This is a genomic window from Williamsia sp., assembly GCF_036566845.1.
In the GTDB taxonomy this organism is placed as follows: Bacteria; Actinomycetota; Actinomycetes; order Mycobacteriales; family Mycobacteriaceae; genus Williamsia.
Map to the genome: position 1 here is coordinate 1 of NZ_DATCVM010000166.1, position 12,307 is coordinate 12,307.

The 12,307-nt window shown below is 64.5% G+C and carries 10 protein-coding genes and 3 pseudogenes; 6 read left to right on the forward strand and 7 right to left on the reverse strand.

Annotated elements, in window-relative coordinates; all coding sequences use genetic code 11:
* Positions 1–294: 294 nt before the first annotated feature.
* The 3 genes from VIQ49_RS15995 (at position 295) to VIQ49_RS16005 (ending at position 4,354) form a co-directional block, all read left to right on the forward strand.
* Positions 295–975, forward strand: a complete 681-nt coding sequence (locus tag VIQ49_RS15995; RefSeq protein ID WP_331886337.1) for a hypothetical protein — start codon at positions 295–297, stop codon at positions 973–975.
* An 80-nt stretch (positions 976–1,055) separates the two neighbouring features.
* Positions 1,056–2,846 carry a dynamin family protein gene (locus tag VIQ49_RS16000; protein ID WP_331886339.1) on the forward strand — a complete coding sequence of 597 codons (1,791 nt, stop codon included), beginning with the start codon at positions 1,056–1,058 and terminating at the stop codon, positions 2,844–2,846.
* Complete coding sequence (locus VIQ49_RS16005) at positions 2,843–4,354, forward strand: dynamin family protein (RefSeq protein ID WP_331886341.1); 1,512 nt, start codon at positions 2,843–2,845, stop codon at positions 4,352–4,354. The genes VIQ49_RS16000 and VIQ49_RS16005 overlap by 4 nt, the downstream gene beginning before the upstream one ends.
* Before the next feature lie 61 nt (positions 4,355–4,415).
* Here the strand turns inward: VIQ49_RS16005 and VIQ49_RS16010 are convergent, their stop codons facing one another.
* From VIQ49_RS16010 to htpG, 5 genes and pseudogenes are all read right to left on the reverse strand, one after another.
* Positions 4,416–5,609 carry a PP2C family protein-serine/threonine phosphatase gene (locus tag VIQ49_RS16010; protein ID WP_331886343.1) on the reverse strand — a complete coding sequence of 398 codons (1,194 nt, stop codon included), beginning with the start codon at positions 5,607–5,609 and terminating at the stop codon, positions 4,416–4,418.
* Positions 5,606–6,415, reverse strand: coding sequence for an alpha/beta hydrolase (locus VIQ49_RS16015; protein ID WP_331886345.1), 810 nt, complete (start codon positions 6,413–6,415; stop codon positions 5,606–5,608). The genes VIQ49_RS16010 and VIQ49_RS16015 overlap by 4 nt, the downstream gene beginning before the upstream one ends.
* Before the next feature lie 112 nt (positions 6,416–6,527).
* Positions 6,528–7,004, reverse strand: coding sequence for a hypothetical protein (locus tag VIQ49_RS16020; RefSeq protein ID WP_331886347.1), 477 nt, complete (start codon positions 7,002–7,004; stop codon positions 6,528–6,530).
* A gap of 32 nt (positions 7,005–7,036) precedes the next feature.
* Positions 7,037–7,315 (reverse strand): annotated as a pseudogene (locus VIQ49_RS16025) (TCP-1/cpn60 chaperonin family protein); the annotation flags it as partial.
* A 261-nt stretch (positions 7,316–7,576) separates the two neighbouring features.
* Entirely contained in the window at positions 7,577–9,526 is a 1,950-nt protein-coding gene (gene htpG / locus VIQ49_RS16030; RefSeq protein ID WP_331886349.1) for a molecular chaperone HtpG, read from the reverse strand.
* Between the two features lie 114 nt (positions 9,527–9,640).
* Between htpG and VIQ49_RS16035 the strand changes: the two genes are divergently transcribed.
* A complete protein-coding gene (locus VIQ49_RS16035; protein WP_331886351.1) occupies positions 9,641–10,315 on the forward strand; it encodes a DUF4166 domain-containing protein in 675 nt (224 codons plus the stop codon).
* A gap of 57 nt (positions 10,316–10,372) precedes the next feature.
* Here the strand turns inward: VIQ49_RS16035 and VIQ49_RS16040 are convergent.
* A pseudogene (locus VIQ49_RS16040) lies at positions 10,373–10,513 on the reverse strand (F420-dependent methylene-tetrahydromethanopterin reductase); the annotation flags it as partial.
* Between the two features lie 117 nt (positions 10,514–10,630).
* Here VIQ49_RS16040 and VIQ49_RS28975 point away from each other — a divergent pair.
* Both VIQ49_RS28975 and VIQ49_RS16045 read left to right on the forward strand, forming a co-directional pair.
* Positions 10,631–10,870, forward strand: coding sequence for a WhiB family transcriptional regulator (locus VIQ49_RS28975; protein WP_414731644.1), 240 nt, complete (start codon positions 10,631–10,633; stop codon positions 10,868–10,870).
* 27 nt (positions 10,871–10,897) lie between these two features.
* A complete protein-coding gene (locus VIQ49_RS16045; RefSeq protein WP_331886353.1) occupies positions 10,898–11,776 on the forward strand; it encodes an aldo/keto reductase in 879 nt (292 codons plus the stop codon).
* Positions 11,777–11,799: 23 nt separating this feature from the next.
* Here VIQ49_RS16045 and VIQ49_RS16050 read toward each other — a convergent pair.
* A pseudogene (locus VIQ49_RS16050) lies at positions 11,800–12,188 on the reverse strand (transcriptional regulator); the annotation flags it as partial.
* Positions 12,189–12,307: the final 119 nt, after the last annotated feature.

Consider the following 12,307-nt stretch of genomic DNA (forward strand, 5'->3'; position numbering starts at 1 on the left):
GGGAGCAGCCGACTTCTGAGCACGCGCAAACGCGGCGGGCACGATTCGAAACACGAATCGCGCCCGCCGTTCTTTGTGTGCCTGCCCTTTTGTCCGCCGTTTGTGCCCCTTTGTCCGCCGGTTCGGTTCATCCCCCTACCGGGTGAGCATCGGGGAACCGAATCCCCACATAGAACCCCCACAGGTGCGGGGCTCATCCCCGTTTTGGCAAGCGCGATCGGCCAATAACGTAGTTGTCATCGGGTTACGAACCCGAGAAACCAAACAAAAAACGACACATCAAGGAGAACGATCATGACGAACTATGGCCAATGGACCGGCGGCGACCAGGTGACCGATATCGATTCGACAACCGCGAACGGAACCGGCTCGGTTGCAGTCGGAGGCGACAACAGCGGCCCGATCGCAACCACGGGTGGTGTGGCCGGCGACGGCAACGTGGTGGGGAACAGCTCGGACGACCACAGCGTCAACGTGGACAACTCGGTGCACGGCAACAACAGTGGGAACACCCAGAACACCCAGATCGAGGACAACAGCTACAACGACAGCCACAATTCGCTCAACGTCGAGGGTGGCGGCGGAGGAGAATGGGGTGGCGGCGGTGGAGATGTCCACCTCGAGGGTGTCGATCTGGGCAACGATCGCGAAGGTATCAACGTGGACAACAGCAACCAGTACACCGAGACTCATGACAGCCATGACATCACCGATTCGTTCAACGATCAGAGCACGCACGACTCGCACGATGACTTCTCCACCAACGATTCGTTCAACACGAGCGATTCGTACAACACGGAGGATTCGTTCAACTCCACGAGTCAGTCGCATGGAGTGTCGCTCGACCCGGGCGGCATCTTCGACGGCATCGGTGACGTCGCGGGCGGCGCGCTCGGTCCCCTCGGTGGAGCGGCCGAGGGCATCGGTGGAGCGATCGGAGATGTGGGCGACGCGATCGGTGATCTCTTTGACTGACGGTCTCGCCAGTAACCCAGGTGGTGGCCCCGCCCAAAGCGGGGCCACCACAACATGTTCGAATCGATGAGGAGCCTGCTGTGGACGACAACACCGCCAAGGTGACAAAGATCATCGATCGGCTGCGGGAAATGGTGGCGGACGCCGATCGCGGTGATATCGGTGCCCGACTCGATGCAGCACGTGACCGGGTTCAGGATCCTCGGGCCCGCGTGGTGGTGTTGGGACAACTCAAGCAGGGCAAGAGCAATCTGATCAACGCGCTCCTGAACATTCCGGTCTGCCGGGTGGGCGACGACGAGACCACTTCGACGGTGACCATGATCGGTTACGGCAGTGAGCCCGCCGCACGATTGGTCGTCGACGACGGAACTGATGCCCGGCGGATCGACGTACCCATGGACGACATCCGCAAAGACCTGAGCCGCGCGCCGGCAGCCGGTGGGGCGAGGGTGATACGCCTGGAGATCGAGGTTCCCAGCCCGCTGCTCGAGCGCGGACTGGTCATCATCGACACACCCGGAAGCGGCGGCGTCGGCTCTCCTCACGCCGCGGCCACCTTGGGATTGTTGCCGGCCGCGAGCGCGGTGCTCGTCGCCTCGGACGTCAGCCAGGAGTACACCGCTCCGGAGATGGCGTTCATCCGCCAGGCCACGGAGCTGTGTCCCACAGCTCTGATGCTGGCAACCAAAACCGACCTCTACCCACGGTGGCGCGACGTCGTGGCGGCCGACATCGGCCACCTGCAGAAGATCGGGAGTTCTCTGGAACCCCTGCCCACCTCGTCGGCGCTGCGCTCCCACGCGGTCCGGCTGAAGGACAAGGAACTGAACGAGGAGTCGGGTTTCCCGAAGGTGCTCGAGTTCCTCGGTGACAAAGTGCTCGCGGCAGACAAGCAGAAGATGCAAGAGATGGTGATGACCGAGATCGGCTCGGCCGCCGGTCATCTGATGCTGGCGATGCGCTCGGAGCTGAGCATTCTGCGGGACCCGGAACTGCGTAAGAGCGTTGTCGCGGAACTGGAGAGGGCAAAATCCGAGGCGAAGGAACTGGCCGGCCGGACGGCGTTGTGGCAGCAGGTGCTCGGAGACGGCATCGCCGATCTCTCGGCCGACTCGGATTTCGACCTGCGCAACAGATTCCGGAAGCTGACCAAGGAGTTCGAGCAGGAGATCGACGGATGCGATCCGGCGACCGTCTGGGAGGACCTGGGTACGCGATTGAAGGACGAGGTCAGCGCCGCCGTCGGTGACAACTTCGTGTGGACCCACCAGAGATCGATCGAGGTGGCCGAAGCCGTCGCCGAATCATTCGCAGCAGTCGGTGACGTGATGATCCCGCATATGGCGCTCGCGTCGGTCGGTTCGGAGATCGCGCCCGTCGACAGCCTGGTCGACCTCGAACAGTCTCCGTCCGGTGTGGTGAACAAGGTGATGATCGGGATGCGGGGGTCGTACGGGGGGATGATGATGTTCGGGATGATTTCGACTCTCGTGGGCATGTCCATGGTGAATCCCTTCTCTGTGCTGGCCGGAGTGATGCTGGGCCGCAAGACATTCACCGAGGACCGGGATGCCCGATTGGCGCGCAGGCGGGGTGAGGCCAAGATGGCCGTGCGACGTTTTGCCGATGACGTCCTGTTCGAGGTCGGCCGCGAATCGCGGGAAAGACTGCGACTGATTCAGCGGGTTCTGCGTGATCACTTCCGGGAAATCGCGGAGCAGACAACACGATCGCTCACCGAGTCGATCCAGGCGACCGAGAAGGCCGCCAACAAAGAGGTGTCGGACAGGGAGACGAGGGCCAAGATGGTCGAGCAGCAACTGAAGTTCCTCGGCGAGGTGCACACCTGGTCCGGGGCCAAGTCATGAACGCCTTCGATCGGGTTCGCGCGATGCTGGCGGAGGCCGGGCAGGTGTATCGAAATGATCCCGCGTTCGGTGGCACCGGAGCCGCGCATGAGATCGCCCGGTGTGCGGCCCGTCTCGAAGAGCCACTGCGGATCGCGCTTGCGGGCACCCTCAAGGCCGGTAAATCAACCCTGTTGAACGCCCTGGTGGGGGAGGAGCTCGCACCCACGGACGCCACCGAGTGCACGCGGATCGTCACCTGGTTCCACCACGGCACCACCCCGGCGGTCCGGGCTTTTCACATGAACGGCCTGAGCGCGGCCGTGCCGGTGGACCGCCGCGACGGACAGCTCCACTTCGATATCGAAGCACTCGATCCGGCGGGCATCGACCGCCTGGTGGTGAACTGGCCGTCAGCTGAGCTCAGTCGACAGACGATCATCGACACTCCGGGTACGGCCTCACTGAATTCGGAAGTGTCCCAACGAACTCTGCGGCTGCTCACCCCGGAGGACGGTGTCCCGGGGGCCGATGCCGTGCTGTATCTGATGCGGATGTCGACAGCCGCCGACGTGAACATGCTGTCCGAGTTGAACCGTCAGGTGGGCGGTCGATCCGGTCCGCTGGGTGTGATCGGCGTGGTGTCGAGGGCTGACGAGATCGGTGTCGGCCGGATCGATGCGATGTTCTCCGCGAAGGAGATTGCCGCCCGCTACTCGGCCGAACTGGCGTCGTCGGGTCTGTGTCAGGCGGTGGTGCCGGTGGCCGGGCTGCTGGCCCTGACCGCGCGGACACTGAGACAGAGTGAGTTCAAGGCACTGAAGACGTTGTGCGGTGTGGCTCCTGACGATCTGCAACTCGCGATGCTGTCGGCCGACCGCTTCTGCCGACCCGACAGCGTCCTGCCGCTCGACAGCGAGGTCCGGATCCGGCTGATCGAGCGTTTCGGCTTGTTCGGCGTCCGGATCGCATTGGCGTTGCTGCAGAGTGGCTCCGCCGACTCGATCGAATTGTCGAAGCAGTTGCTCGAGCGCAGCGGGCTGACCGAACTGCAGCAGGTGATCGACGTCCAGTTCGGCCAACGAGCCGATCAGCTCAAAGTCCATTCCGCGCTGAACGAGTTGTCGCGGATCCTGCAGCAGTATCCGACACCGCGGGTCGGCCCGATTCGAGCGGCCGTCACCAGGATGCTGGGCGACGTGCACGGCTTCGAGGAGTTGCGCCTGCTCGGCATGCTCCGGTCCCGCAAGACGTCGCTGACCGAGGGCGAACAGACCGAGGTGACCCGGCTGATCGGCGGGTACGGGACGACCCCCGACGATCGCCTCGGACTCGACCCGTTCGAGACCATGACGTCGGGCCGTGAGGCGGCGCTGGCGGCCGCGCACCGCTGGCGGACACGTTCGGCGAATCCGTTGAACGACGGTTTCACCGCCCGGGTCTGCCGGGCCGGCAGCCGCAGCGCCGAGGGAATCGTCGCGGATCTCTCGGCCGCGCGGGTGGCCGACCACTCCACCCACCGCCGCTGACCCCCGATTTTGGTGGCTTTTGGTGAGCAAACGCCCAGGTGGGGCCCGCCAAAACCCACCACTATCGGGGTGGGATGCTCAGTGCCATGAGGGCGGTGTCATCTTCCACGCCGACGCCGAAACCGGCGAGCAATTTACTCAGGTCCGCGACGATCCGGGCCGCTGAGGTCGGCGCGTGCGCGGCGGCGAACTCGAGCAGCGCGCCGTTGTCGTCGTACCTCTCCGGTCCCGATCCGATCCTCGCCTCGGTCAGACCGTCGGTGTAGAGCACGAGGGTGTCGCCGGGTGCCAGGTGAAGACGTGTTGACACGAAGGTGGGGTCGGGAAGGATGCCGACCAACTGTCCGCCCTCCGTACTCACGTACCGGGCTTCGCCGGCGGCGGTGAGCAACAGCGCGGGAGGATGTCCCCCGCTCGCGAGGTGAATGTCGAATCCGTCGTCGCGGCGGGTGAGTACACCGAATATCACCGTGCAGAACCGCGGTTCGTCGTCGTGGTGGTTTGCATGAAGGACGGTGTGGAGGTTGAGCAGAACGGCGTTCGGATCGTCGTCGTACACGGCGGCGGCGCGCAGGGTGTAGCGGGTGAGTGAGGTGACCGCTGCCGCGGTGGCACCCTTTCCGCACACGTCTCCGAGGAAGAAACCCCACTTGCGATCCGACAGCGCGAACAAGTCGTAGAAATCGCCGCCGACGTCGTCGGCCGATGCCGGGTGATAGAAGGCCGCCGCCTCCATGCCGTCGGGAGGCCGGAGCGAGGGTGGGAGCAGTGATCGCTGCAGGGTCGAGGCGAGGAGCTGCACCCGGGCATGTGCCTGCTCCGCGTGCCGACGTGCCTCGATCAACTGCTTCTCGTACGCACGCCGGTCGCGTGCATCCTGAACCGTGATGCGAACGAGCACGGCGGTTCCATCGGCGCCGGACTTCACGTTCGCGGTGACGAACACCGGCAGCCGCCGGCCGTCCGCGGTGACGAGATCGACGGTGATACCGCTCAGTTCACCTTCGATCTGGAGCAGTGGCGCGAAGTGGGTTTCGTAGTGGATCCGGCCGCCGGCGGTGAGCAGGTCGGTGACAGGTCTGCCCAGCAACGACTCCCGGTCACGTCCGAGCCACGTCGCGAGGGTGGTGTTGACCTTCGCGATTCGGCCGTCCGGCCACGTGGACAGATAGCCGCACGGTGCGTTCTCGTACAGGTCTTCCAGACTCTCGTCGAGTACGTTCGGCGACGAGGTGTTGTCCTGAGTGTGGCTCATCGACGACTTCGGACGAAGTCGATGATGGCCCCGGCGGTGGGTTCGGGGTCGCTCAGCTGAGGGCAGTGACCGACGGCGTCGAGCGTGACGAGTTCGCTGTCGCCGATGTGGTCGTGAACGTATGCGCCGACATGGCGCGGCGCCAGCGAGTCGCGCGCGCATTCGATCACGAGGGTAGGCACGCTGACGCGCGCGAGATCGGACCGGTTGTCGGACAAGAATGTGGCACGGGCAAAGGCCGCCGCCTTCACCGGATCGGTCCGGCAGAATGCGTCGGTCAACTCGCCGCCGAGCTCGGGTCGCTCGGGGTTGCCGACGATGTCGGGTGCCATCGCCGCCGACCACCCGAGGTAGTTGCTCTCCAGGGATTCGAGGAGTTCGTCGATGTCGGCGCGGGTGAAACCGCCCCGGTAGCCGTCGGACTCGTCGTCGACGTATCGCGGCGACGGCGTCAGCAACACCAGCTTGGCGAACCGGCGGGGATCCGCGGCGACGGCAAGGACCCCGATCATCGACGCGACCGAGTGACCCACGAACACCACGTCGTGCAGGTCCAGTTCCGCCGCGATGTCCAGGACGTCCTGTGCATAGGCGTCGAGGGTCGAATAGCGCTGCTCATCCCATGCGGCGGGGTCGGAGGCGCCGGCGCCCACGTGATCGAACAGAACAACCCGGTGGTCCGGGATCAACTGCGTCGTCACCCGCCGCCACAGACTCTGATCGCATCCGAATCCGTGGGCCAACATGATCGTCGGTCCGTCTTCACGGCCGACGACCGTCACATTGTTCTTCACGCGCGCGTCCACGTGTCGATTCTCGCACCACATCCCGCGGCGGACCCCAGCAAACCCCGATCACTCCCGCATCACGGGGGAGCCTCACATCAGGTGGCGCGCGGGGACCAGCCGTGAGCACCGGTCAGTCCGGCCCGTCCGAGACTGTGGTCGCGCAATGCCTCCTCCAATTGAACCGGGCCGGCGAGAATTCCCAGGGGCAGCCTTCCGATGTCGACTGCGTGCACGGTGAACGTGAACCGTCCCGGCACCCCGGGGCCGGCCGGGGCCGCCCGACATACCGTTCGAGGCCGTAGTCGTTGCGCAATTGCCTTGCCAGACTGGGTAATCGCTCACCGGTTCCGTTGCCGGCGTCCACGACCAGCGAGGTGACACCGCCGCTGACGTCGGCGACCGCCCAGTGGCAGCGACCGTCCGAATCGGTGGCGGTCACCGCGTAGGACAGCGTTCCGACCGGTGCGCCCGTCCATAGCAGCGACGGGGACACATCGAGCCCACCGCCGCCGAGCAGCCCACTGCGTTGCGCAATCCGCAGGCGTCCACCGTCGGCGACCTCATTCGAGCACAGCACCAGCCGGGGCCGGGCCGCGACGCCCGGCATCGACGCCGCAAAGTAGTGGTCATGACCGGGCGTCAGTAGATGTTCGACGGACGGACCATGCCCTCGGCGAGGTCACCGAATCCGGGAGCGATGATGGCGCCGGGATTCTGGATCACCTCCTCGACGACGAGGGTCTCGGTGGTCAGGAGCAACGCCGCGATCGACGCCGCACTCTGCAGAGCCGACCGGGTCACCTTGAGCGGATCGATGATCCCGGCGGAGAACATGTCGCCGTAGGCGTCGGTCACCGCATTGAATCCGTGGCCCTCGGGCAGATCGGCCACGCGGCGCACAGCCTCGTCGCCGTCGAAGCTCGGCCTCTCCCGCGCCACCATCTACCGGAAGATCAAAGAGTTCGGAATCCACTAGCCCGACCCGCCGCGCCTCGCCTCGCCTCCGCCGAGCGTGCCGAAATCACCGTTGACCGTGCCGAAAACGCCGCCGAGCGTGCCGAAAGTCGCGCCGAGCGTGCCAAAACTGTTAGGTAACAGGCAGTTTCGGCACGCTCGACGGTCACAAGGGCACGCTCGACGGTGGTATGGGCACGGTCGGCGGTGGGCGGTCGCGGGTGATTATTCCTCGGAGACGGTTCTCGTCAGCAGATCGGCCAGCGTCTTGCTGAAGGCGGCGGGCTGCTTGGGCGTACCACCTTCGGCCAACAGTGCTGCGCCGTAGAGCAATTCGGCCGACTGCCGCAGGGCGGTGTCATCGCCGCGGTCGGCGAAGGCCTTCTGCAGTCCGGCGGTCAGGGCATGATCCGGGTTGAGTTCCAGGATCCGCTTGCTGTCCGGCATCGGGATGCCCGAGTCCCGGTACATCCGCTCCAGGGCCGGGGAAAGGCTCTGTGCCTCACCGACGATGCACGCCGGTGAATCGGTGAGCCGACTCGACAACCGCACCGCGCTGACGTCGTCGACGAGCACGCCCGTCATCCAGGTGAGCAGGTCGCCGAACTCCTCGTCCTTCTTGTTGTCGTCGTCCTTGTCCGCTTCACCACTCAGGTCGACCTCGCCCTTGGCCACCGACTGCAGGGGCTTGCCCTCGAAGTCGGTGATCGATCCGATCCACATCTCGTCGATCGGGTCGGTCAGAAGCAGGACCTCGATGCCCTTGGCCTTGAATGCCTCGAGGTGCGGGGACTTCTCGATCTGCTCCCGCGAGTCGCCGGTGGCGTAGAAGATCTGGCTCTGGGTGTCCTTCATCCGCTCGACGTACTCGGCCAATGATGTTGCGGTGTCGGCAGAGTGGGTGGAGCTGAGTGAGATGATCGACAGCAGGGCGTCCTGGTTGTCGGGGTCCTGGAGCAGGCCTTCCTTGAGGACCCGACCGTACTGCGACCAGAGGGTGTCGTACTTTTCGCGATCGCCTGTGCGCAGGTCCTTGATGGTGCTGAGCACCTTCTTGGTGAGCCGTCGACGGATAGCCTTGATCTGGCGGTCCTGCTGCAGGATCTCACGGGAGACGTTCAGCGACAGATCCGCGGCGTCGACGAGGCCCTTCACGAAGCGCAGGTATTCGGGCATGAGCTCTTCGCAGTCGTCCATGATGAACACCCGCTTGACGTACAACTGCACGCCGGCCTTGTGCTCGCGCATGAACAGGTCGAACGGCGCCGTCGACGGGATGAACAGCAGGGCCTGGTACTCGAACGTGCCCTCCGCCTTCATCTGGATGGTCTCGAGCGGATCGTCCCAGGCGTGGCTGACGTGCCGATAGAACTCGGCGTATTCCTCGTCCGTGACCTCCGAACGCGGTCGCGTCCACAGGGCCTTCTGCGAGTTGAGCGTTTCGGTCGAGGTGACCTCGGTGGGTGCGTCGTCGCCTTCATCGGAGTCCTCGTCGGCGGCCTTCGGGGGTGCCGGCTTGGTCACCTCCATGCGGATGGGCCACGAGATGAAGTCGGAGTACTTCTTGACCAGTTCCCGGATCTTCGACACCGACGTGTAGTCGTGCAGATCGTCCTCGGCGTCGACGGGCTTGAGGTGCAGCGTCACCGACGTGCCCTGCGGCGCGCCGTCGACCTCGGCGATCGTGTACTTGCCCGCGCCCGCGGACTCCCAGCGGGTGGCCTGGGTCTGCCCCGCCTTGCGGGTGAGCAGGGTGACCTTGTCGGCCACCATGAACGTGGAATAGAAGCCGATACCGAATTGGCCGATCAACTCTTCGGACGCCGCCGAGTCCTTCGCTTCCTTCAGCTTCTTCCGGACCTCGGCGGTGCCCGACTTCGCCAGCGTGCCGATCAGGTCTACAACCTCGTCGCGGGTCATGCCAATGCCGTTGTCGGAGATCGTGAAGGTGCGGGTGTCGGGGTCTGTGGCGATCTCGATGTGAAGATCCGAGGTGTCGGCGTCGAGGTCCTTGTCCCTGTACGACTCCATCCGCAGCTTGTCGAGGGCGTCCGATGCGTTGGACACCAGCTCCCGCAGGAAGGAATCTTTGTTCGAGTAGATCGAGTGGATCATCAGATCCAACAGTTGCCGCGTCTCGGCGGCGAACTCCATCTCTTCGACCTGAGCGCTCACGTGATGCTCCTCCATATTGTTGCAATGCTTTTTACGTGCTCCGACCCAACATTTTAGGCTGGCCGTCCGTAGTACATTCAGGGCTCATGCCAAAAGCCGGAACGGGGGGTTGCAGTGAGCTCGGTCATCCAGAGTGTATTGGGTCGTGAATTCGAGAAGCTGCACCCGAACTTGCAGTGGCGCTACGGAATTGACTCGAAGTCGCAATTGGCGCAAGCGACGAGCGGGATCATGGAATCGATTTACAGTTCGCCTGTTGTGTCAACTGCGTTGAGGCATTTCGGAAAACGTAACGCGATGCCGACCAAGTCCAGTCGCCTCGTGCCATTTACGATGCACAATTATTGTTACCAAGATGAACTCGGCCGCGAATCGATTGCCGTGATGCGATCGCTCAACTACACCAGTGGGCCCCAGGGACTGAACTCTCTGCTCGTGGATGGTCGTGAGGGGCTGGTCGACTATTTCGGTGACGGCCCCGAACTCCTCTGGCCGCTCGAGGCCAGGGTCGACCAGGAGGGCTCACTGCTGTTCGAGAGCGGACCCATGCGCCTGCTCACGGCGGGCCCCAAGGTCGGGATGCGCGGCCTGCTGGCGGCGAGGATGCAGTACGCCGAAGGCTGGGATGAGCGCCGAAACCGGTTCCGCGTCGACGCGACCGTGCGCAACCCGGTGATCGGTGAGCTGATCCACTATCGCGGCTGGTTCACCGCCCAGGACGTCCCGTGCCGGCTGCGGGACATCCCGGATGAGGCCTGGCCCCACCGCCTCATCGAACGAGAGAGCTGAGCCGATGATGTGCCCTTGTGGCGAGTAAAACCTCAGGTCGGGGTCGCCAAAAAGGCACATCATCGGGATTAGATGGGCGACGAGTTCGTCGAGCCCGCCCGGGGTGATGTGGGGGACCAGGATGAATCTGTCGCTGGCGTCGGCCTGCACGAAGTCGTTGATCTCGGTGGCCACCGTCTCGGCCGATCCGATGAAGGCGCCGCCGATCTGTCCGGCGCACAGGCCGGTCCCGCGGTGTGGGGCAAAGACCTATCGGTGGTGCGCGCGCCACTTGCTGTTTCGGCATGACCGGATTCAGCGGCGTCCACGTTCAGGGTGAAACAGGCTGGGACCGGCGGGGTACACAGCCGGTGCAGAACCGAGGACGTCGACTCGAACATCTTCTTCCCACCGTCGGGCCGCCAGTACGCCAAGGAACGCCGTCGACGCGAAGCCGCGGCGAAGTTGATCTGCGAAAGCTGCCCGGTGGCACGCGAATGCCTTAGCCATGCCCAACGATACGGTGAGAAATATGGGATCTGGGGTGGCCTCACGGTTGGCGAACTGACCGGCTGACCCGACATCGATCGCTAGGGTGGTGTCATGACCGCACAAGTACCCACCATCGCATTGAACTCGGGCACCACGATTCCTCAACTGGGACTGGGTGTTTGGCAGGCCACCAACGATGAAACCGAAAAGGCGGTGCGGTCGGCCATCGACGATGCCGGCTACCGGCACATCGACACTGCTGCGATCTACGGCAACGAAGAAGGAGTTGGCCGGGCGCTGGCGAATGTCGGTGTCGCGCGTGAGGAACTCTTTGTCACGACGAAGCTGTGGAATGCCGACCAGGGATACGAACCGGCGCTCAGTGCCTTCGACAAGAGCCTGACGCGTCTGGGCCTCGACTACGTCGATCTCTATCTCATCCACTGGCCCCTGCAAGACGACACCCGGATCCTGCGGACGTGGGATGCGCTCGAGGTCATCGCGGAATCGGGTCGTGCCAAAGCGATCGGTGTCTGCAACTTCGAACCACGCCACCTCGAACTGCTGGTGGGCCGAGGCGCGATTCCCGCCGTCGATCAGGTGGAACTCCACCCTCACCTGCCCCAGCAGGCGGTCCGGGCCGCTGCCGACAAGCACGGCATCGCGGTCGAGTCATGGAGTCCGCTGGGCGGGACCAGCAACTCCGGCTGGGGACCGAACTCCAAGCCGAACACCTTGCTCACCGATCCGGTCATCACCCGCGTCGGCGAGCAATACGGGAAGTCTCCGGCCCAGGTCCTGATCCGCTGGCACCTGCAGAACGGGCTCATCGTCATCCCGAAGTCGGTCAACCCGCAGCGGATCGCCCAGAACATCGACGTCTTCGACTTCGAACTGAGCGACGCCGACCTCGCCGACATCGCGACACTCGACGACGGCGTGCGGGTGGGTGCACATCCAGATGCGCTCAACCTGGGAGCGCCCGAGTAGCCGATCCCCAAAGGTCGGGGCCGTCAACGTGATTCGCGTGCCGAGGCCCGCTCGGTGTCGAGCTGTTCGTGGCTTGCCGCCCACGAGGCGAGCAGTTTGAGGGCGTCGGCCGTGGGTGTACCTGCGGCGGCGGTGTAGATGTTCAGATGCAGGCCGGGTTCGGAGGGCAGTTCCATGCCCTCGAAGTCGAGGTCGAGCTGACCGACGACCGGGTGGCGCAAGCGCTTTCGGCCGCTGCGATGGAAGCGGACATCCTGCGACGCCAGCGTTTGCGGAACAGCGCGCTCTGCGTGGACATTTCACCGATCAGAGCGATGAGGACCTTGTCGTGTGGGTTGCGGCCCGCCTCGAGCCGGAGCATGGCCGCGGCGCCCTTCGCAATCTGATCGTAGTCGACGAAGAACTCCTCGGCAGTGCATGTACGGCGCGGGCGATGTCTGCGTGATCGACGTTCCCGACGCAACCATCAGCCGGCCCACCGACGCCCTGGTCCGGATGCCCGCCGATCCGGCCGGGACCGCGATGGGCCAC

Excerpts from the sequence above, each read along its gene's own strand:
- VIQ49_RS15995 (WP_331886337.1), top strand. The coding sequence starts at position 295 with ATGACGAACTATGGCCAATGGACCGGCGGCGACCAGGTGACCGATATC.
- VIQ49_RS16005 (WP_331886341.1), top strand. The coding sequence starts at position 2,843 with ATGAACGCCTTCGATCGGGTTCGCGCGATGCTGGCGGAGGCCGGGCAG.
- VIQ49_RS16010 (WP_331886343.1), bottom strand. The coding sequence starts at position 5,609 with ATGAGCCACACTCAGGACAACACCTCGTCGCCGAACGTACTCGACGAG.
- VIQ49_RS16020 (WP_331886347.1), bottom strand. The coding sequence starts at position 7,004 with ATGCCGGGCGTCGCGGCCCGGCCCCGGCTGGTGCTGTGCTCGAATGAG.
- VIQ49_RS16045 (WP_331886353.1), top strand. The coding sequence starts at position 10,898 with ATGACCGCACAAGTACCCACCATCGCATTGAACTCGGGCACCACGATT.